Here is a 19,466-nt window from a genome sequence, read left to right on the forward strand (position 1 = left end):
TTGGACCACCCCAACCGCTACTTCTGGTCGCGCGCCTTCTCCCGCGAGCGCGTCCGGCCGCGCGTGGTGGCGTCCAGGATGACCTTGCGGACCCGGACGACCTCCGGGGCGACCTCGACGCACTCGTCGTTCGCGCAGAACTCCAGCGCCTCCTCGAGGGAGAGCTTGCGCGGGCGGGCCAGCGTCTCGAACACGTCGGCCGTGGAGGAGCGCATGTTGGTGAGCTTCTTCTCCTTGGTGACGTTGACGTCGAGGTCCTCGGCGCGCGGGTTCTCGCCCACGACCATGCCCTCGTAGACGTCGGCGCCCGGCTCGACGAAGAACGTGCCGCGGTCGGCGAGCTGGAGCATCGCGTAGCCGGTGACCGCGCCCTGGCGGTCGGCGACCAGCGAGCCGGTGTGCCTGCTGCGGATCTCCCCGGCCCACGGGAAGTAGCCCTCGAAGATCGCGTTGGCGATGCCGGTGCCGCGGGTCTCGGTGAGGAAGTCGGTGCGGAAGCCGATCAGGCCGCGGGACGGGACGATGAACTCGATCTTCACCCGGCCCGAGCCGTGCCCGCCCATCTCCTCCAGGCGGCCCTTGCGGGCGGCCAGCAGCTGCGTCACCGCGCCCAGGTGCTCCTCGGGGGTGTCGACCGTCAGCCGCTCGAAGGGCTCGCACAGCTTGCCGTCGATGGTGCGGGTGACGACGTCGGGCTTGCCGACGGTCAGCTCGAAGCCCTCGCGGCGCATCTGCTCGACCAGGATGGCCAGCGCCAGCTCGCCTCGGCCCTGCACCTCCCAGGCGTCGGGGCGCTCGGTGGGCAGGACCCGGATGCTGACGTTGCCGACCAGCTCGGCGTCGAGGCGGTTCTTCAGCAGCCGCGCGGTGATCTTGGTGCCGCCGTTGCGCCCGGACAGCGGCGAGGTGTTCACGCCGATGGTCATGGAGATGGCGGGCTCGTCGACGGTCAGCCGGGGCAGCGCCTCGGGGGCGTCGACGTCGGCCAGGGTGTCGCCGATGGTGATGTCCGGGATGCCCGCGATGGCGACCAGGTCGCCCGCGTGCGCCTCCTCGGCGGGGACGCGGTCGAGCGCCTCGGTGATCAGCAGCTCGGTGATGCGGACGTTGGCGACGGTGCCGTCGGCGCGCATCCAGGCCACGGTCTGGCCCTTGCGCATCCGGCCCGCGTGGATGCGGCACAGCGCGATGCGGCCGAGGAAGGCCGACGCGTCGAGGTTGGTGACCAGGGCGCGCAGCGGGCCCTCGGAGTCGCCGACCGGGGCGGGGACGGTGCCCAGCAGCAGGTCGAACAGCGGGTCCAGGTTCTCGCTGTCGGGCAGGCCGCCGTCCTCGGGCTGGGTGAGGCTGGCGCGCCCGGCGCGGGCGGAGGCGTAGACGACCGGCAGGTCCAGCACGGAGTCGTCGAGGTCCTCGAACTCCGCGGCCAGGTCGAGCAGCAGGTCGTGGGTCTCCTCGACGACCTCGGCGATGCGGGCGTCGGGGCGGTCGACCTTGTTGACCACCAGCACGACCGGCAGCTTCGAGGCCAGGGCCTTGCGCAGCACGAACCGGGTCTGGGGCAGCGGGCCCTCGCTGGCGTCGACCAGCAGGAGCACGCCGTCGACCATGGCCAGGCCGCGCTCGACCTCGCCGCCGAAGTCGGCGTGGCCGGGGGTGTCGACGACGTTGATGGTCACCGGACCGTCCGCGGTCTCCCTGCGGACGGCGGTGTTCTTCGCGAGAATGGTGATGCCCTTCTCGCGCTCGAGTTCACCGGAGTCCATGACGCGGTCGACGAGCTCCGCCCGCGCGGCGAACGCCCCGGACTGGCGCAGCATCGCGTCGACCAGGGTGGTCTTGCCGTGGTCGACGTGCGCCACGATGGCGACATTGCGCAGGTCGAGCCTGCGCAGGGCGGCAATTGCAGTGGGCACGCGCGTGCTCCTGAAGTCTCGCTGGTGCTGGTTGGCGGCGGCCGGCGGGCGTGACCAGGCAGCGGAGTCGCTGCTGCCGCAGTACCAGGATAGCGGCAGCCAGGCTGTGGTAGGCACCACACGGGGGATCGGTAAAGGCCGACCTAACCTAAATGTGGGTGTCCCGTCGGTGAACGGAGGTCGGTGATGGGCGGCAAAAAGACCCGCACGCCCGCCGACGCCGTGAAGCGGCTGATGAAAAAAGGCAAGGTCAAGAAGAAGTGCTGCCGCTCGTCGCCGTTGTGCGAGAAGTGCCCGGTCCGGGCGCTGAAGCGGATCAAGGCGGAGCAGAAAAAGGCTGCGTGAGATTCGTCGCCGCTGCTACGTTGCGCCCTGTGAAGACCATGGGACTCTGGCGCGCCGCCCTCCGGCGGCCCTGAGTCCTGTCCACCCCCAGGCCGTCCGACTCCGGGCGGCCTTTGGCGTGTCCGGGGACACCTTTTTCGAGGAGCGCCATGACCCGGCTGTCCGCCATCACCCCCTCCGGCCACGCCCACATCGGCAACCACCTCGGCGCCGTGCGCCGGTGGGCCCGCGACGGGGCGCCCGGCGACCTGTACTTCGTCAGCGACCTGCACGCGATGACCGAGGCGTACAACCCCGCCCGGCTGCGCGCGCTGACCCGTGAGCTGCTGGCGGTGCTCATCGCGGGCGGCATCGACCCCGACCAGGTGTTCGTGCAGTCGGACCTGGTGCGCGAGCTGGGGGCGCTGAGCTGGGTGCTGGAGTGCACCTGCTCCTACGGGGAGGCGGCGCGGATGACGCAGTTCAAGCAGAAGGCCAAGGACGGGACCAACTCCGCGCGGCTGGGGCTGCTGACGTACCCGGTGCTGATGGCGGCGGACATCCTGCTCCAAGGGGCGGTGGAGGTGCCGGTGGGCGAGGACCAGACCCAGCACGTCGAGCTGGCGCGCAGCCTGGCGCGGCGGTTCAACTCGGCGTTCGGGGAGGTCTTCGCGGTGCCGAGGGCGGTGACCCCGCCGACGGCGGCGCGGGTGCGCGACCTGACCGACCCGGCGCGGAAGATGTCGAAGTCGACGCAGAACGTCGCCGGGGTGGTCTTCGTGCTCGACACCCCGGACCTGATCCGCCGCAAGGTCCAGCGCGCCGTGACCGACCCGCTGGACGCGGTCGCCTACCACCCGGACACCCAGCCCGGGGTGGCCAACCTCCTGGAGATCTACGCCGCCTGCGTGGGCACCTCCCCCCGCTCGGTGTCCTTCGCCTCGTACGGCGAGCTGAAGACGGCGGTGGCCGAGGCGGTGATCGAGGAGCTGCGCCCGATCCGCGCCCGCGTCACCGAACTGCTGGCCGACCCCGCCGAACTGGACCGCATCCGCGCGGCGGGCGCCGAGCGCGCCCGCGCCCGGGGCGCCCACCGGCTGGACTCAGCCCTGCGGCTCGCCGGGGTCGGGTGAGCGCCGGGGCCGGGCCGAGAGGCGGGTTCGCAGGGCGGGGAGCAGCACGCGGTCGGCGGGCAGCCAGGGAACCGAGTCCAGGGTGTGCTCGCTGAGCCAGGCGAGCGCCTGGTGGTCGTGCGGCTGGGGAGTGCCGTGCGGGGCGCGGGCGGTGTAGAGGCGCAGGACGAGGTCGTCGGCGAGGACCACGTCCGGGCCGACGGTGCCGTTGGGCAGCACCTCGATGCCCAACTCCTCCATGCACTCCCGGCGCACCGCGTCGGCGTCGGACTCCCCCGGCTCGACCCGGCCGCCGGGGAACTCCCACAGGCCCGCGGTCTCCGGCGGGTAGGCCCGCTGCTGGGCGAGCACCTGCTCGTCGCGCAGCACCGCGGCGCCCACCACCACCCGCGCCTCGGCGAGCACCGCGGCCCGGCCGCTGATCCGCTCGATGAGGGCTCCCGCCCAGTCGCGCGGGCCGCGGACGGCGACCGTCAGCTCCGTGCCGCCGTCGACCGGCTCGATCCCGACGTCGATGGCCACCACGGGCCTGCCCACCGGCACCGCCCGCAGGCCGTCCACGTCGAGGTGGGCGATCCGCAGCCGGTACTCGCCCACCCGCACGTCCTCGCCCGGCACCAACAGGCCGCCGGACCCGCCCAGCACGCTCGACTCGGTCAGCGCGGCCGCGACGGCGCGCGGCGGCACGGGTATCCGCATGGCGCAATCCTGCCCGTCACCGCGCGCCCACCGTGCGCCAGGTCACCTGGAACCGGGCGCCGCCCTCGGGGGACTCGGCCACTCGGACCAGCCCGCCGCGCCTGCGCACCACCTCGGCCACCAGCGCCAGCCCCAGTCCCGTGCCGCCGCTGGTGCGCGCGCGGTCGTCCTGCACGCGGTAGAACCGGTCGAAGACCCGCTGCCGGTGCTCGGGCGCGATGCCGTGCCCGTCGTCGTCCACCACCAGCAGGACGCTGCGCTTGGCGGGCAGCACGGTCACCGTCACCCGGGCGCGGGCGTGCCGGAAAGCGTTGCGCAGCAGGTTGTCCAGCACCAAGTCCACTTCGGACGGAGCGGCGGACACCCAGGACGGTGACGGCGGGACGTGCACCTGGACCGAGGGGCCGTCCTCGGGGCAGCGGCGCACGGCGGAGTCCGCGGCGGCGGCGAGGTCCACCGGTTCGGCGGGGGGCAGCTCGCCCGCGTCGGAGCGGGCCAGCGTCAGCAGGCCGTCAACGAGGCTGGAGAGCCGCTGGGACTCGTGGACGACCTCGGCCAGCACCTCCTGCGACAGCTCCGGGTCCGGGTGCGCCACGGCCACCTCGGCCTGCACCCTGATCGAGGCCACCGGGGAGCGCAGCTCGTGCGCGGCGTCGCCGGTGAAGCGCCGCAGCCGCTCGGTGGCCTCGTCGCGGCGGGCCAGCAGGGCGTTGAGCGCGCCCGCCAGCGACCGGATCTCGTCGTGCGCGTCGGGCAGGGGCAGCCTGCGGCCGGGGCCGAGCCTGCCCGCCGCGGTGCGCATCCGCTCCACCGGGCGCATCGCCGAGCGCACCGTCAGCCACGTGGCCAGGGCGACGGCCGCCGAGACCAGGCCCGCGGCGATGAGCAGCCAGCGCACCGCCTCGTCGTCGGCGGCGTGGTAGCCGACCAGGCCGGTGCCCACGGCGACCAGCCGCTGCGTGCCGTCCGGGGCGGTGGCCACGGTGCCCAGCCAGCGGGCGGGCGGGTTGTCGAGGTGGCGCAGCACCGGGGTGGCTGCCTTGAGGTCGCGGACGTCGGCGGGCCCCAGCGCGGGCGCCCCGGCGCCGTCGACCGGCGTCCCGGCGGTGTCGAGCACCCTGACCTGCGTGTTCGGGGACGGCGAGCCGGGCGTGCGGCCCGCCTGCACCTCGACCACGGCCGCGCGCAGCACCGCCGACAGCTCCGCGTCGGCCGCGCGGACCAGCACCGACCCGGCCATGCCGCTGGTGAGGATGGCCACCCCGACCAGCACGACCAGGGTGGCGGCGGTGGCGACGGTGGTGATCCGGAAGCGGATGGTGCGCCGCAGCCACACCCCGCGCCCGTTCACCGCGGCCGGGCTGGGTCGAGCGCCGCGGCGATCTCGCCGGTGGTGGCCAGGTAGCCGTGGCCGCGCACGGTCTGCACGATGCCGCCCGCCCCCACGGCCTCCAGCTTGCGGCGCAGGTAGCCCACGTAGACCTCGACGGCGTTGCGGGTCGCGGCCTGCTCGTCGCCCCACACCGCGCGCAGCAGGTCGTCCTTGGTGACGACGGAGCCCGCGCGGCCCGCCAGGGTGTCGAGCACGGCGAACTCGCGCGGGCTCAGCGGCACCGGCTCGCCCGCGAAGGTCACCGCGCGGGTGGCCCGGTCGACCTCCAGCCCGCCCAGGCGCAGAACCCGGCCGCCGCTGTCCTCCGCGCCGCGGCGCAGCATGGCCCTGACCTGGGCGACGAGCACGACGAAGGAGAACGGCTTGACGAGGTAGCCATCGGCGCCCAGGTCGAGCCCGTCGGCCTGGTCGACCTCGCCGTCCTTGGCCGAGACCAGCAGCACCGGGCTGCGCACGCCCTCGGCGCGCAGCTTCTGCAACACGCGGTAGCCGGACAGGCCGGGCAGCATGATGTCGAGCAGGATCACGTCGAACGCGCCGGTCAGCGCGGCGCGCAGGGCGCTGGGCCCGTCGGCGGCGACGGCGACGTCCATCCCCTCGGCGGACAGCCCGCGCTGCAGCGCGCGGCGCACACCCGGCTCATCGTCGACCACCAGCACCCGAGGCTTCACGCCTGCCATCATGGCGGGTGGGCCGTCATCTCCGCCGCCACTCTCAGTGGGTTCTCAGCGTGACGGGCGCTCTCAGCGCCATCTCAGCACCCGGGGGGCAGTCTCGGTGGTGCGGGAACACGAAACCCGACAGTCAGGGGAGAAAACGATCATGGACAGGAAACGGACCGCGCTGGGGATCGCCGCGGTGGGCACCGCGTCGGGGGTCGTCGGCCTCATCGTGCTGGCGACACCCGCGGGGGCGGGTTCGACGCCGCCGTCGCTGCCGCAGACCACGCCCGAGGCGCTCGTGCAGTCGGTGCTCGACGCCGAGGTGCCCGCGATGTCGGGCACCGTCGAGCTGACGAACAACCTGGGGCTGCCGATCCCGGTCATCCCGTCCGGGGGCGCCGACGGCCACGTGGCCAGGGTGTTCACCGACGGCGACGGCCGCTTCCGGCTCGCGATGGAGGGCGAGCACGCCGCCGAGCGCACCGTGATCGCCGACGGCGCCAACACCTGGGTGTGGGACACCGCGGACCGCAGCGTCATGAAGTTCGAGGGCATGGAGCACGACCAGACCCCCGCGGACCGGCTGGCCGACCCGGCCACCGCCGCCCGCGACCTGGTCAAGCTGATGCAGAAGGACAGCGTCGTCACCATCGACGGCACGGCCCGCGTGGCCGACCGCCCGGTGTACCAGCTGGTGCTGACGCCCAAGCCGACCGAGCGCACGCTGCTGCGCGAGGTGCGGGTCTCCGTCGACGAGGCCACCCGCCTGCCGCTGCGCCTTGAGGTGATGTCCAACGGGGAGGCCAAGCCCGCGCTGAGCATCGGGTTCGCCGACTTCGACCCGGGCGCGCAGGACCCGGCGCTGTTCCGGTTCACCCCGCCCGAGGGGACGACGGTGACCGAGGGCACGAAGGAGTCCAAGCACGTCCAGGGCAACGAGCTGCTTGACGGCGCCGACCTGAAGGTCGTCGGCGAGGGCTGGGACACCGTGCTGGTGGGCGCGCTGCCCACCGAGGCGATGTCGCTGCCGGTGCCCGGTGAGCGCGGCGGTTCCACCGACGCGACCGGTCTGCTCAGGCAGTTCGGCACCGAGGTGACCGGCGAGTTCGGCACCGGCTACGCGATCAAGACCAAGGTCGGCACCGCGCTGGTGACCACCGACGGCCGCGTCGCCGTGGGCGCCGTCCCGCACCAGGTGCTGGCCGAAGCTCTGGCCCAGAAGTGACCGGGGGGTCGACGATGGAAGCCGCCGCGCGCACTCGGGGACTGCGCAAGGTGTACCGGGGGACAGTGGCGGTGGACCACGTCGACCTCGAAGTGCCCACCGGTTCGGTGATGGGGATGCTCGGGCCCAACGGCTCGGGCAAGACCACCACGATCCGGATGCTGCTCGGCCTCGTCACGCCCACCGCGGGCGAGGTCGAGCTGCTGGGCCACCAACTGCCCGACGGCGCGGCGAAGGCCCTGCCGCAGGTGGGGGCCTTGGTGGAGGGTCCGGGTTTCCACCCGTTCCTCTCCGGCCGGGAGAACCTGCTGCGCACCGGCGCCGCCGAGCCCGCGCTGGCCACCGCGGCCATCCCGGCCGCGGTGTCGCAGGCCCTGGAGCGCGTCGGCCTCGCGGGCGCGGCCGACCGCCGGTACAAGGGCTACTCGCTGGGCATGAAGCAGCGCCTCGGCCTCGCCGCCGCCCTCTTGGCCCCCCGCAGGTTCGTCATCCTGGACGAGCCGACCAACGGTTTGGACCCCGCGGGCACCCGTGAGGTCCGCGCGGTCATCGCCGACCTGCACGCCGCGGGCACGACGGTGCTGGTGTCGTCGCACCTGCTGGCCGAGGTGGAGGCCACCTGCACCCACGTGGCCGTCCTGAACCAGGGCACCGTCGTGGCCCAGGGCGAACTCGGCGTCCTGCTGGACTCCGGCTCCTCGGGCCTGCTGGTCAGCACCCCGGAGATCACCCGCGCGGTGGACGCCTTGCGGGACAACCGAATCCCGGCCCGCGCCGTCCCCGACGGCATCCGCGTCGACCTCACCGCCACCACCGCCCCGGCCGTCGTCGCCACCCTCGTCCACGCGGGCGTCCCGGTCCACGAGGTCCGCCGCCAGCGCACCGGCCTGGAAGACCTCTTCGCCCGCCTCACCGAGACCAGCACCCCCGACATCCCCGCCAACGCCGACGAACTGACCCTCATCAGCTCGGGAGACCCCCGATGACCGCCATCACCGCGCCCGCCGTGCCGCTGACCAGGACCAAGGCGCCGTTGGGCAGGCTGCTGCGCTCGGAGCTGCGGATGATCCTCCGCAGGCCGCGCACCCTGGTCGGCCTGGGGCTGCTGGCCGCCGTGCCGATCATCGCGGGCATCGCCATCGCCATCGCGGCCGACTCCGACGGGCCGGTCGGGCAGGGGCTGGCGACGCTGCTCGCGGGCAACGGCCTGATGCTGCCGATCTTCTCCCTGCTCGCCGCGCTGACCATGCTGCTCCCCCTGGTCGGCGCCACCCTGGCGGCCGACGCGCTCGCCGGGGAGTCCGCGCACGGCACGCTGCGGTCGCTGTTGGTCTCCCCGGTCGGGCGGGCGCGGCTGCTGGCGGTGAAGGCGTTCGGCGTGGCCGCGGTCAGCCTGCTGGCCTGCCTGCTGATGGCCTTCACCGGCAGCGTCACCGGCGTCATCCTCCTCGGCGGCGACGGGATGCTGACGGTCTCGGGCACGGTCCTGCCCTTCGGCGACGGCCTGCTCCGCGTCCTGCTGACCGCCGTCCTGGTGGCCATCCAGATCTGGGCCCTGGCCGCGGTCGGCCTGGCCGTCTCGGCGTGGACCGACCACCCGCTGATCGTGCTGTCGGTGGCCCTCGGCCTGCTCATCGTCTCCGGCGTCCTCAGCGTCATCCCGGCCCTGGACTGGCTCGACCCGGTCCTGATCACCACCGGCTGGGAGGCCATCTCCGAGGTCGCCCGCGACCCGCTGCCGGTGGGGGCGCTGATGGAGGGCGTCCTGCGGGCGGGCTGCTACATCCTGATCGGCTACTCCCTGGCACTGTCCCGCATGATCAGCCGCGACGGCTGAGCTCAGGCGGGCGCGTCGGCGAGGACCTCGGCGATCACCCGCTGGTTGACCGCCGGGTCCCCGGCCAGGCTGATGAGGGCTTTCCACAGCGCCCAGCCGCGAGCCCGGGCCCACGTGCCCGAGTCCTGCCCCACGGCGGCGCGGAAGGTCTCGCGGCTCCCACCGGAGAACAGGGTCCAGGCGATCACCAGGTCACAAGCCGGGTCGCCGACCCCGGAGGTGCCGAAGTCGATGACGGCGGCCAGTGCGCCGCTGTCATCGACCAGCAGGTTGCCGCAGGCGATGTCCCCGTGGAACCACACCGGCGGACCGTGCCAAGTGGCATCGAGGGCGGCGTCCCACACCGCCTCCGCCCGGCGGACGTCAACACGCCCCTCAGCCAGAGCGCGGCGGGTCTCGGCGTCGTAGTGGGTGAGCGACGCGCCCCAGTGGAAGCTGTGCGCCCCCGCCACCGGCCCACCCGTGCCGTCAACGCGCTGCAGCGCACGAATGAACGCGGCCACCGACGCGGCGAACGCGGGCAGGTCGCCAATCCGCTCAAGGCTCGCGGTCCGGCCAGGCAGCCACCGGCGAACCGACCACCGAAACGGGTATCCCTCCCCCGGCTCCCCCGTGGCCACGGGCACCGGAACCGGAACGGGCAGCGACGGGGCCAGGACCGGCAGCCACCGATCCTCTTTGTCGACAGCAGGCGCGTACCCCGCCGCGCTCGGCAGCCGCACGCTCAGCTCCTCACCAAGCCGATAGGTGCGGTTGTCCCACCCGTCCACCTCGACCGGCGTCACCGAAAGCCCGCGCCACCGCGGAAACTGCGCGGCAACCAGCCGGGCGACCAAAGCCGCGTCGATCCCGGCACGCCCATCCCCGGACCCCGCGACGTCACCCATCCCCCGATCATCCCCACTGCTCCGCAACCCAGGCAAAGCATTTCCGCACCCGACAACCGCGCACACCCCGGTCCTCGTGGAGCCCTGTCACATACGCGATCACGGCTGCGGTCGATGTGCCAGGATCGTCGCGTGGACGACACCGAACTCGTCATCGGACCGGAGTCCGGGATACCGCTGGACGAGTTGTTGGCGCTCTACGCGGCGGTCGGGTGGTCGGCCTACACCGACTCGCCCAGCCTGTTGCAGGCCGGAGTGGACGGGGCCTCCTACGTAGTGACCGCACGCCAGGGCGGGAGGCTGGTCGGCCTCGCTCGCGCGCTGTCCGACGGGGCGACCGTCTGCTACCTGCAAGACGTGCTCGTGCACCCAGCCGAGCAACGCCGCGGCATCGGCCGCGCTCTCGTGGGCGCGGTGCTGGACCGCTACCGCACGGTCCGTCAGAAGGTCCTGCTGACCGACGACGAGCCCGCCCAACGCGCCTTCTACGAAAGCCTGGGCTACACCGAGATCCGCGACTACGGCCCCGGGACCCTGCGCTCCTTCGTCCGCTTCGACAACAACACCTGAAGCACTCTCGGGTGCACGCGGCGGTTGGCCAGGCCAGCGCTCGCGTGACCGCCTTCGCGGCGAGTCCCGGAGCCTCCGCGAAAACCTGTTGGCGGTCCCCGGCGACCACTGCTACTTTTCCGACGGCCGTGCGAGAGATCGAGGAGGTGGTACCCGTGACCGTAGCGACATGGGTGCTCCCCTCCGGGGTCATGGTCGGGCGATAGGTCGTCCGGGAGCGCCGTTCACGAGCACTCCCGAAAGGCACGACCGTGCGATTCACTTCCGAACAGCGCTTCGACGACGGTGTCCTCGAACGCGAGTTCACCCTCGGCGAGATCCCCGGCATCCTGTGGACCCCCGAACCGGCGCCCGCCCCGCTGATCCTGCTCGGCCACCCCGGCGGGCTGCGCAGGATGTACCCCCGACTGGTGGCCCGGGCCCGGCACGCCGCGGCGGCGGGTTTCGCCGCGGCCACCATCGAGCTGCCCGGGGGCGGTGACCGGCCCCGGTTCGCCGCCGTCGAGGAGGCCCGCGCCGACCTGCTCCGGGCGCTGGAGGCAGGCGAGCCGGTCGACGCCGAGATCGTCGATCGGCTCGTCCTCCCGCTGGTCGACACGGCGGTCCCGGAATGGCGGGCCACTCTGGACGCCCTCCTGTCGCTGCCCGAGATCGGCGGCCCGGTCGGGTTCGCGGGAGGGGTGATCGCCATCGGCGTCCGGCTGGCGGTGGTCGAGCCGCGCATCTCGGCCGCCCTCCTGTTCGCCGGGAGTGTCGTGCCCCGCGCCATGGTCGCCGAGGCCCGGCAGGTCACCATCCCGCTCCTGGTCCTGCTGCAGTGGGACGACGAGGGGAACGACCGCCAGCTCGCCCTGGACCTCTTCGACGCCTTCGGCTCCGAGGAGAAGACGCTGCACGCCAACATGGGCGGGCACACCGGCGTCCCCCACTTCGAGGGCGACGCCGGGAACCGGTTCTTCGCCCGGCACCTGAGGTAAAGCCGGACAACAGGAGCTGTCGGCCAGGAAGCCGCTCATCGAGGACAGGTCCGGCCCTCCCCGATGGCGGTGGCCCGCAGACGCACGACCGCCCCGACCGCGCCGGTACCGCTGGTCGGGGCGTCTCCGGATCGATGGCGGCGCTGGTGGACCGGCTCTCGCCCCCGCGACACAGATGACCGCGGTCCCCCGTCCGCAATCGCGGTTCTCACACCCCCACGAACGCAACCCCCGCCACGTCCAGGGCCAGCCCGACCTCCTCCCCCACCAACGGCGCCCCACCCACGCCCGCCACCGCGTCCACCACGCGGTCCCCCAGCGCCACCACCAGCCGCACGTGATCGTGCCGGTGGACCCGGCCGGTCACCCGGCCGCGCACCGGCCCCTCCGCCACCCGCAGCGCCGAGGGCCGCAGTCCCAGCGTCACCGGGCCGTCGGGCAGGTCCGCCGCCACCGCGCCGAACTCGCACGAGACCACGCCGTTCGACGCCGTCCCCGCGGTGAACGACGCGCAGCCCAGGAAGCGGGCGGTGTCCTCGTCCACCGGGCGCTGCCACACCTCGCCGGGGCGGCCCACCTGGCGGATTCGACCAGCCCGCATCACCGCGACCCGGTCGGCCAGGGTGAAGGCCTCGTCGTGGTCGTGGGTCACCACCAGCGCGGTGGTTCCCGCCGAGCGGAGCAGGGCCGCCAGGTCCAGGGCCAGGGCCTCGCGCAGCGAGCGGTCCAGGGCCGAGAGCGGCTCGTCCAGCAACAGCAGTCGCGGGCGCGGGGCCAGCGCCCTGGCCAGCGCCACCCGCTGCTGTTCCCCACCCGAGAGCGACCCCACCCGCCGGGACTCGAACCCCGCCAGGCCGACCAGGGACAGCAACTCCCCCACCCGCCGCGACCGTTCCGCCCGCGCGGTCCCCCGCATCCGGAGTCCAAAAGCGACATTCCCGGCGACGTCCCGGTGCGGGAACAGCTGCCCGTCCTGGAAGACCAGTCCGAACTCGCGGCGGTGCACCGGCACGGGAGCCAGGTCGGACCCGTCCCAGCACACCAAACCGGCGGCCGCCTCCAGACCGGCGACCGCCCGCAGCAGCGTCGACTTCCCGCAGCCCGACGGACCGAGCAGGGCGAGCACCTCGCCGTCGGCCACCGTCAAGTCCACATCGGACACGGCGGGCACCGACCCGTAGCGCACGGTCAGCCCGGACACCTCCAGCATCAGAACTCCCCCACTTCGCCCGCCCGCAGGCGTTCCACGGTCAGCACCACCGCCACCGTGACCAGCATCAGCAGGGTGCACGCCGCGTACGCCATCTGGGAGTTCAGCTCCCCCGGCCGCGCCACCAGCCTGCCGACCACGACCGGCAGCGTCGCGGTGTCCGGCCGGGCCAGGAAGCTGGTCGCGCCGAACTCCCCGAGCGCCACGACGTAGCCGAAGCCCGCGGCGGCCAGCAGGGCCCGCCCGGCCAGCGGCAGGTCGACCTCCCGCCACACCCGCAGCGGCCCCGCGCCGAGGCCCGCCGCGGCCTGGCGCAGCCGTTCGTCGATGGACCGCAGCACGGGCAGCACCATCCGGATCACCAGCGGGGTCACCACGATCGCCTGCGCCAGCGGGACCAGCGCCGCCGACGTGCGCAGGTCGCCGGGCAGGGCGTCCAGGGTGATCAGGTACCCGAACCCGACGGTCACCGCCGACACCCCCAGCGGCAGCATCAGCGCGGTGTCGAGCGCGTCCACGAACCGGGCGCGGCGCAGGGACACCAGCACCACCGACGCCAGCACGCCCAGCACGAGCGCCAGCACGGTGGCATCGGTGGCCGCCCGCAGCGAGTTGGCCGCCGCCTCCCACCCGGTCACCGCCAGCGACCCCTGGTACCCGGTGCCCGACAACGCCCGGTACCCGGCCATCCCCCCGTCGAACGACCGCACCACCAGCGACGCGACCGGCACCACCAGCAGCCCGACGACGGCGTAGGCGAGCCCCGCGGCCCACCACTCCCCACCGCTGGGCCGCCGCGCGCTCTCCACCCGCGCCCGCAACCGCAACGCCGCCTCCCGCCGACGCCGGGCCAGCGCGCCCAGCACCAGCACCGCCACCACGGCCCCCACCTGCAACAACGACAGCGCCGCCGCGCCCGACAAGTCGAGCATCTCCACCGTGCGCAGGTAAATCTCGGTCTCCAACGTGCGGTGGCGCGCCCCGCCCAACAGCAGCACCACACCAAAACTGGTGGCGCAGAACAGGAACACCACCGCGGCCGCCGACCCGAGCGCAGGCATCAACGCGGGCAGCGTCACCGAGACGAACGTCCGCCACCGCGACGCCCTCAACGCCCGAGCCGCGTCCTCCGCCCGCCGGTCCAAGTGCGCCCACAACCCACCGACCGTCCGCGCCACCACCGCCACGTTGAAAAACGCGTTGGCCAACACGATCGCCACCACACCCCCACCAGGCAACAGCGCCCGGAACGCCAACCCCACCACGACCGTCGGCAGCACGAACGGCACCAACACCAGCGCCCGCACCACAGCCATCCCCGGCAGGGCACACCGCCCGAGCAAGAACGCCACCGGCAAACCAGCCCCCACCGCGAGCACCGTGGACGCCCCCGCCTGCGCCAACGTGAACCCCACCAGCCCCCAGGTCTCCCCGGACCCCAACACCTCCAACGCCCGACCATCAAGCCCCAACCGCACGATCGCGCCCACCGGCCACAGGAAGAACACCGCGAGAAACCCCAACGGCAAAAGCCCCAACAACACCACCCCGCGAGCTCCACGACCCACGACAGCCCTCACCGCCCCTCCCCACCCAGACCAAACTCAACGGTCACCCCGGCACAACAACACCCGACCCAACCCAACCACGCAGCCACCTCAGCGAGGCACCGCTCAGCCCCACCCGGCAAACCGGCCCGGACAGTCAGCTCAACACGGCAACACCCGTCCCCACCCAGCCCACCAAGCGGGCAGGGCCGGACTGCCAGTTCAGTGCGACAACGGCCAAGTCGGAACAACTGACCAAGCGGCCTCGACCGCCCCACCAGCCCAGCACGACCACTCCCGACCTGGATCAACCCACCTACCAACCCCAGCTTGACAACCAGGCCGGCACGACAGCACTCAACACCACCCAGCCCGCCAACCGAGTCCAGCAATTCGGCCAGCCCGGCACGGCAATGCCCAAGCCGAACCAGCCCGCGAGACGGGCCAGGCTGGGCAGCCTGCTCAGCAGGACAACCGGCACCAGCCGAGCCAGGCCGGAAGGCCAACCCAGCACGGCAGCGGCCGGGCCGGACCGGCCGCGCAGGTGGGACAGGTCGGGGCTGCCTGCCAGGCGGGCGGGTGGTCAGCCCTGGACGGCTGTGCGCCACTGCTCGATCCAGCGCTCGCGGTTGGCCTGGATGTCGGCTGCGGGGAGCGTGGCCGGGGCGGTGGGGAGGGGGGCGGCGCTCTGCCAGGCGGGGGGCAGCTCCACGCCCTCGCGGGCCGGGTAGACGTACATCAGCTCCGGGACGGTGGCCTGGAATTCCGGGGACAGCAGCAGGTCGATGACCTTGCCCGCGTCGTCGGGGTTCTTGGCGCCCGCCAGGACCCCGGCGTACTCGACCTGGCGGAAGCAGGTGTCCAGGACCGCCTCGGTGCGGGGTTTGCCGTCGTCGGCGATCTCGGCTGAGGGGGATGAGGCGTAGGAGACGACGATGGGGCGGGGGCCCTTGCCCGAGGAGCCGGAGAACTCCTGGGTGTAGGCCTCCTCCCAGCCGCTCACCACGAGCACGCCGTTGGTCCGCAGCTTCTCCCAGTAGTCGACCCACCCGTCGCCGAACTCCGCGACGGTGCCCAGCAGGAACGCCAGGCCCGGGGAGGACGTCGCCGGGTCCTCGACCACGAGCAGGTCCTTGTAGCGCGGGTCGGCCAGCTCGGTGTAGCCGGTGGGCACGGGCAGGCCGCGGGCGGCGAGGGCGGCGGTGTCGACGTTGACGCACACGTCACCGACGTCGACGGCGGTCAGGCGGCCGGTGTCGTCGATGTCGAAGCGGCTGGGGCCCGCGGTGGCCGCCGGGGAGCGGTACTCGGCGAAGACGTCGACGGCGCGGGAGGCGAAGGTGTTGTCCACACCGAAGGCGACGTCGCCCAGCGGGTTGGCCTTGGTCAGGACGAGCTGGTTGGTCAGCGCGCCCGCGTCGCCGCTCTTGCGGACCTCGATGGTGATGCCGGTCTCAGCGGTGAACCGGTCGAACAGGGCCTGGTCGTGGGCGAAGGAGTCGTGGGTGATCAGCACGACACTGCGGTCGGCCTGCTCACCGGAACTCAGCGAGCAGCCGCTCAACAGCGCGGCGGCCAGGACAACGGCGAGTCGGCGCATGGACATCCTTCCTCGGGCGCGTGCTCGCCACGAGGGCACTCCCTGCGCAGGCATGACCCTGATCAGGTGTGACGGTCGAGGGCTCGGGGCCCTCCTCTCAGCCCGGCGCTACCGGACTCCCGTGGCAGCGTCGAGCGTACGCCTGGTGAACAAGCCAGGATGTGGGCATGGCTGAACTGTTAAGTGAGACCGAGGTCGGCAAGGCCCTCGGCGTGCTCAGATCGTGGCGGCGCATCGAGGGCGCGCTCGTCCGCGAGGTGGAGCTGGGCTCGTTCCCGCAGGCGATCCAGGTGGTGACCCAGGTGGCCGAGATCGCGGAGGCCGACGACCACCACCCGGACATCGACATCCGCTGGCGGACGCTGACCTTCAGGTGCACCACGCACTCGGAGAACGGCATCACCGCCAAGGACGTCAGCCTGGCGAAGCAGGTCGACGGCGTCATCGAGGCCCTTGGCTGACCGGCCGCCGGTGCGGTCCGCGCGGACCGCACCGGCGCTGGATCAGCGGCGGAACGGGCCGGTCACCTCGTAGGTGATGCCGCCGCCGCTGCTTCCCGACGTCCCGCGCTGGGAGGAGAAGTAGAGCCGGTCGCCCGCCGGGGTGAAGGCCGGGCCGGTGATCTCCGAGCTGGACTGGCCGGTGATCTGCAGGAACGGCGCGACCACGCCCGCCGGGGTGATGACGCAGATCTCCATGCTGCCGCCGTCCTCGGCGACGAACAGGTCGCCGTTGGACGCTCCGGTGATGTTGTCGACGCCGGTCAGCGGGGCGCCGCTGCTGATCAGGCTGTCGTCGTAGGTCAGGGAGATGGTCGAGTTGGTGGCGTTGTAGGCCCACACCCGGTTGTCGCCCTTGGTGGTGAACCAGCAGGTGCCGTCGGCGTAGTAGCAGCCCTCGCCGCCGTTGAACCGCTTGACGCCGGAGACCTGGTTGCGGGTCGCGGTCGGGCTGCCGTCGGGGTCGGGGACGTTCGCCCAGGTCACGGCGCCGCTCGTGGCGGTGGAGCCCCTCATGACCTGCAGGGTGCCGCTGGAGAGGTCGCCCCAGGTGTTCGGGCGGAAGCGGTAGAAGCAGCCGTCGCTGACGTCCTCGGTCATGTAGACGTAGCGGTGGTCGGCGTCGACGGCGCAGGCCTCGTGCTTGAAGCGGCCCATCGCCGGGCGGGAGACCGCGGCCCTGGCGCCCCACGGGTCGGTCTCGAAGACGCGACCGCTGGAGACCTCCTCGCACGAGAGCCAGGTGTTCCACGGCGTCGCGCCGCCCGCGCAGTTGACGTTGGTGTTCGACAGGGTCCGGTAGGCGCCGGTGATCTGGCCGCTGGAGTTGAACTTCACCGCGCCGACGCCGCCGGTGCTGGGGACCTCGCTGTTGGAGACGTAAATCCAGCCGCTGCCGTCGGCGAAGACCGCGCCGCCGTCGGGGGCCGGGTGCCAGGTGTAGGCGGTGCCCGCGACCTTCTGGCCGGACCGGGCGATGACCCGGCTGGTGAACCCCGACGGCAGCCGGATGCCGTTGGCGTCGGCGGTCCGCAGCGCGCCGTAGGGGCTCGGCCCCGGCTGCGCCCCCGCCGCGAACGCCTGACTCCACGACGCCCCGCCGAACGCGGCCGCAGCCCCGCCGACCACCGCTACCCGCAGGAAATTACGACGTTCCACACCGGACTCCCGTCACAGTAAGCGCACACATCGCTTCGGTACGTGAGGACGGTAACCACGCCGGGTGTCCACCGGATGTTGCCCGGACAGCGGTCCGGTGAAGTCAGCCCGTCAGGCCGAGGCGGCGCACCGAGGGCAGCTCGCCGATGGCGAGCACACCCGCCAACAGGTGCTCCACCCCGACGTGCCCGTCCTGTCGCCGCAGCGCGTCCCGGCGCGCGAGCTCGAGCGCCTCGCGCACTTGACCTTCGCGAGTGAGGCGGGCGGCGGCCTCGGTGATCGCCCGCACGGCCGCCTCGTGCTTGCTCACCCCGCCCGCCTCAGCGAGCAGGGCGAGGGCGCGCTCCTGCTCGTCGGTCAACCGCAAGGTCAGCGCCATACACGCCCCTGAGTGGTGAGAGGTCAGACGTTGAAGCGGAATTCGACGACGTCGCCGTCGGTCATGATGTAGTCCTTGCCCTCCATGCGGACCTTGCCCGCCGAACGTGCCGTTGCCATGGAGCCCGCCTCCATCAGGTCGGCGAAGGAGACGATTTCGGCCTTGATGAAGCCGCGTTCGAAGTCGGTGTGGATCACGCCCGCGGCTTGGGGGGCGGTGGCGCCCTTGGGGATCGTCCAGGCGCGGGATTCTTTGGGGCCTGCTGTCAGGTAGGTCTGCAGGCCCAGGGTGTGGAAGCCGGCGCGGGCCAAGGCGGCCAGGCCGGGTTCGTCCTGGCCTACCGACTCCAGTAGTTCGCGGCGGGATTCGTCGTCCAGTTCCAGCAGCTCCGCTTCCACCTTGGCGTCCAGGAAGACGGCGTCGGCGGGGGCCACCAGCTTGGTCAGCTCCTCGCGGCGCGCGGGGTTGGTCAGGACGGCTTCGTCGGCGTTGAAGACGTAGAGGAAGGGCTTGGTCGTCAGCAGGCTCAGTTCGCGCAGCAGGGACAGGTCCAGCTCGGCCTGGGCGGCGAACAGGGTGCGGCCCGCGTCGAGGATGTCCTTGGCGCGCTGGGCGGCGTCCAGGACGGGGCGGGCCTCCTTGCGGGTGCGCGCCTCCTTCTCCAGGCGGTTGAGCGCGCGGTCCAGGGTCTGGAGGTCGGCGAGGATGAGTTCGGTGTTGATGGTCTCGATGTCGGCCAGCGGGTCGACGGCGCCGTCGACGTGGATCACGTCCGGGTCGTCGAAGACGCGGATGACCTGGCAGATCGCGTTGGCCTCGCGGATGTTGGCGAGGAACTGGTTGCCCAGGCCCGCGCCCTCGGAGGCGCCGCGGACGATGCCCGCGATGTCGACGAAGGACACCGTGGCGGGCACGATCCGCTGGCTGCCGAACACCGCCGCGAGCCGCTCCAGCCGGGAATCGGGCAGCGGGACGACACCGACGTTGGGCTCGATCGTGGCGAACGGGTAGTTCGCGGCGAGCACGTCGTTGTTCGTCAGGGCGTTGAAGAGGGTGGACTTGCCAACGTTGGGCAGGCCGACGATCCCGAGGGTCAAACTCACGGCCCGAGTCTACGAACCGGCACCCAGCGGCATCGACCGGCACTGTCAAGCCCTGGGGTATCCGAAAAGTTACCAACAGTATTCCCAGTTTTCGTCACACATTGCGACGTGTCGTAGGCCGGATGACTGCCAAAGAGCGACCGTCAGCTAGGTAACACTCGGGCCAACTCCGACGATGCGGACACCCTCTGTGCTGATCAACCCAGCTTGACCCGAACTGATTAGCCCAAATGGACGCTAGTAATGAGGTCACTCGCGAACAACACTCCGTGAGCGCCCTGCTGTCATCCGCCCTACCGGACCGACCAGGCGTCATTCAGCTCACCCGCTGAGGAAGAAGGACGTG

General features: G+C 72.5%; 18 protein-coding genes and 1 pseudogene. 8 read left to right on the top strand and 11 right to left on the bottom strand.

What is annotated here, in order from left to right:
* Window positions 1-17 precede the first annotated feature (17 nt).
* Window positions 18-1,916, bottom strand: a complete 1,899-nt coding sequence (gene typA, locus ACTG9Q_RS09030; protein ID WP_455572202.1) for a translational GTPase TypA — start codon at window positions 1,914-1,916, stop codon at window positions 18-20.
* A 186-nt stretch (window positions 1,917-2,102) separates the two neighbouring features.
* Between typA and ACTG9Q_RS09035 the strand changes: the two genes are divergently transcribed.
* Both ACTG9Q_RS09035 and trpS read left to right on the top strand, forming a co-directional pair.
* Window positions 2,103-2,261, top strand: a complete 159-nt coding sequence (locus ACTG9Q_RS09035) for a hypothetical protein (protein WP_455572203.1) — start codon at window positions 2,103-2,105, stop codon at window positions 2,259-2,261.
* A 149-nt stretch (window positions 2,262-2,410) separates the two neighbouring features.
* Window positions 2,411-3,373 (top strand): tryptophan--tRNA ligase, encoded by a 963-nt coding sequence (gene trpS, locus ACTG9Q_RS09040; protein ID WP_455572204.1) that lies wholly within the window; start codon window positions 2,411-2,413, stop codon window positions 3,371-3,373.
* On the opposite strand, the gene ACTG9Q_RS09045 is transcribed toward trpS, so the two are convergent.
* Genes ACTG9Q_RS09045 through ACTG9Q_RS09055 form a run of 3 tightly spaced genes read right to left on the bottom strand, consistent with a single transcriptional unit; the run spans window position 3,344 to window position 6,148 of the window.
* Window positions 3,344-4,072 (bottom strand): (deoxy)nucleoside triphosphate pyrophosphohydrolase, encoded by a 729-nt coding sequence (locus ACTG9Q_RS09045; RefSeq protein ID WP_455572205.1) that lies wholly within the window; start codon window positions 4,070-4,072, stop codon window positions 3,344-3,346. The two genes, trpS and ACTG9Q_RS09045, sit on opposite strands and share 30 nt — an antisense overlap.
* A gap of 16 nt (window positions 4,073-4,088) precedes the next feature.
* Window positions 4,089-5,423, bottom strand: coding sequence for a sensor histidine kinase (locus tag ACTG9Q_RS09050; protein ID WP_455572206.1), 1,335 nt, complete (start codon window positions 5,421-5,423; stop codon window positions 4,089-4,091).
* Window positions 5,420-6,148: a response regulator transcription factor gene (locus tag ACTG9Q_RS09055; RefSeq protein ID WP_455572207.1), complete on the bottom strand. Its 729-nt coding sequence runs from the start codon at window positions 6,146-6,148 to the stop codon at window positions 5,420-5,422. The genes ACTG9Q_RS09050 and ACTG9Q_RS09055 overlap by 4 nt, the downstream gene beginning before the upstream one ends.
* 139 nt (window positions 6,149-6,287) lie before the next feature.
* Between ACTG9Q_RS09055 and ACTG9Q_RS09060 the strand changes: the two genes are divergently transcribed.
* From ACTG9Q_RS09060 to ACTG9Q_RS09070, 3 genes are read left to right on the top strand one after another with little or no spacing between them, the layout of a single operon-like run.
* The gene (locus ACTG9Q_RS09060) at window positions 6,288-7,352 is read left to right on the top strand and encodes a LolA family protein (protein ID WP_455572208.1); all 1,065 of its coding nucleotides are present in this window, start codon (window positions 6,288-6,290) and stop codon (window positions 7,350-7,352) included.
* A 14-nt stretch (window positions 7,353-7,366) separates the two neighbouring features.
* Complete coding sequence (locus tag ACTG9Q_RS09065) at window positions 7,367-8,338, top strand: ABC transporter ATP-binding protein (RefSeq protein ID WP_455572209.1); 972 nt, start codon at window positions 7,367-7,369, stop codon at window positions 8,336-8,338.
* Entirely contained in the window at window positions 8,335-9,189 is an 855-nt protein-coding gene (locus ACTG9Q_RS09070; RefSeq protein ID WP_455572210.1) for an ABC transporter permease, read from the top strand. Before ACTG9Q_RS09065 ends, ACTG9Q_RS09070 begins: the two co-directional genes overlap by 4 nt.
* Before the next feature lie 2 nt (window positions 9,190-9,191).
* Here the strand turns inward: ACTG9Q_RS09070 and ACTG9Q_RS09075 are convergent, their stop codons facing one another.
* Window positions 9,192-10,076 (bottom strand): aminoglycoside phosphotransferase family protein, encoded by an 885-nt coding sequence (locus tag ACTG9Q_RS09075; RefSeq protein WP_455572211.1) that lies wholly within the window; start codon window positions 10,074-10,076, stop codon window positions 9,192-9,194.
* Window positions 10,077-10,208: 132 nt separating this feature from the next.
* Between ACTG9Q_RS09075 and ACTG9Q_RS09080 the strand changes: the two genes are divergently transcribed.
* Both ACTG9Q_RS09080 and ACTG9Q_RS09085 read left to right on the top strand, forming a co-directional pair.
* Window positions 10,209-10,646, top strand: coding sequence for a GNAT family N-acetyltransferase (locus ACTG9Q_RS09080; RefSeq protein ID WP_455572212.1), 438 nt, complete (start codon window positions 10,209-10,211; stop codon window positions 10,644-10,646).
* Window positions 10,647-10,897: 251 nt separating this feature from the next.
* On the top strand, window positions 10,898-11,623 hold the full coding sequence (locus tag ACTG9Q_RS09085; protein ID WP_455572213.1) for an alpha/beta hydrolase: 726 nt from the start codon (window positions 10,898-10,900) through the stop codon (window positions 11,621-11,623).
* Between the two features lie 208 nt (window positions 11,624-11,831).
* On the opposite strand, the gene ACTG9Q_RS09090 is transcribed toward ACTG9Q_RS09085, so the two are convergent.
* The 3 genes from ACTG9Q_RS09090 to ACTG9Q_RS09100 form a co-directional block, all read right to left on the bottom strand.
* Window positions 11,832-12,836, bottom strand: a complete 1,005-nt coding sequence (locus ACTG9Q_RS09090) for an ABC transporter ATP-binding protein (protein ID WP_455572714.1) — start codon at window positions 12,834-12,836, stop codon at window positions 11,832-11,834.
* Window positions 12,833-14,374 carry an ABC transporter permease gene (locus tag ACTG9Q_RS09095; RefSeq protein WP_455572715.1) on the bottom strand — a complete coding sequence of 514 codons (1,542 nt, stop codon included), beginning with the start codon at window positions 14,372-14,374 and terminating at the stop codon, window positions 12,833-12,835. The genes ACTG9Q_RS09090 and ACTG9Q_RS09095 overlap by 4 nt, the downstream gene beginning before the upstream one ends.
* 589 nt (window positions 14,375-14,963) lie before the next feature.
* A complete protein-coding gene (locus ACTG9Q_RS09100; protein WP_455572214.1) occupies window positions 14,964-15,980 on the bottom strand; it encodes a thiamine ABC transporter substrate-binding protein in 1,017 nt (338 codons plus the stop codon).
* A gap of 167 nt (window positions 15,981-16,147) precedes the next feature.
* On the opposite strand from ACTG9Q_RS09100, the gene ACTG9Q_RS09105 reads away from it, so the two are divergent.
* Window positions 16,148-16,441, top strand: a complete 294-nt coding sequence (locus ACTG9Q_RS09105; RefSeq protein WP_455572215.1) for a 4a-hydroxytetrahydrobiopterin dehydratase — start codon at window positions 16,148-16,150, stop codon at window positions 16,439-16,441.
* A gap of 42 nt (window positions 16,442-16,483) precedes the next feature.
* Here ACTG9Q_RS09105 and ACTG9Q_RS09110 read toward each other — a convergent pair whose 3' ends face one another.
* The 3 genes and pseudogenes from ACTG9Q_RS09110 to ychF form a co-directional block, all read right to left on the bottom strand.
* On the bottom strand, window positions 16,484-17,638 hold the full coding sequence (locus tag ACTG9Q_RS09110; RefSeq protein ID WP_455572216.1) for an alkaline phosphatase PhoX: 1,155 nt from the start codon (window positions 17,636-17,638) through the stop codon (window positions 16,484-16,486).
* 235 nt (window positions 17,639-17,873) lie between these two features.
* Window positions 17,874-18,017, bottom strand: a pseudogene (locus ACTG9Q_RS09115) (CopG family transcriptional regulator); the annotation flags it as partial.
* A gap of 23 nt (window positions 18,018-18,040) precedes the next feature.
* A complete protein-coding gene (gene ychF / locus ACTG9Q_RS09120; RefSeq protein ID WP_455572217.1) occupies window positions 18,041-19,120 on the bottom strand; it encodes a redox-regulated ATPase YchF in 1,080 nt (359 codons plus the stop codon).
* Between the last annotated feature and the right edge of the window lie 346 nt (window positions 19,121-19,466).

The organism is Actinokineospora lacus, from assembly GCF_053813445.1.

Bases quoted from the DNA above. Each gene is read 5' to 3' on its own strand.
- ACTG9Q_RS09035 (WP_455572203.1), top strand. From the start codon at position 2,103: ATGGGCGGCAAAAAGACCCGCACGCCCGCCGACGCCGTGAAGCGGCTG.
- trpS (WP_455572204.1), top strand. From the start codon at position 2,411: ATGACCCGGCTGTCCGCCATCACCCCCTCCGGCCACGCCCACATCGGC.
- ACTG9Q_RS09045 (WP_455572205.1), bottom strand. From the start codon at position 4,072: ATGCGGATACCCGTGCCGCCGCGCGCCGTCGCGGCCGCGCTGACCGAG.
- ACTG9Q_RS09055 (WP_455572207.1), bottom strand. From the start codon at position 6,148: ATGATGGCAGGCGTGAAGCCTCGGGTGCTGGTGGTCGACGATGAGCCG.
- ACTG9Q_RS09060 (WP_455572208.1), top strand. From the start codon at position 6,288: ATGGACAGGAAACGGACCGCGCTGGGGATCGCCGCGGTGGGCACCGCG.
- ACTG9Q_RS09065 (WP_455572209.1), top strand. From the start codon at position 7,367: ATGGAAGCCGCCGCGCGCACTCGGGGACTGCGCAAGGTGTACCGGGGG.
- ACTG9Q_RS09070 (WP_455572210.1), top strand. From the start codon at position 8,335: ATGACCGCCATCACCGCGCCCGCCGTGCCGCTGACCAGGACCAAGGCG.
- ACTG9Q_RS09075 (WP_455572211.1), bottom strand. From the start codon at position 10,076: ATGGGTGACGTCGCGGGGTCCGGGGATGGGCGTGCCGGGATCGACGCG.
- ACTG9Q_RS09100 (WP_455572214.1), bottom strand. From the start codon at position 15,980: ATGCGCCGACTCGCCGTTGTCCTGGCCGCCGCGCTGTTGAGCGGCTGC.
- ACTG9Q_RS09105 (WP_455572215.1), top strand. From the start codon at position 16,148: ATGGCTGAACTGTTAAGTGAGACCGAGGTCGGCAAGGCCCTCGGCGTG.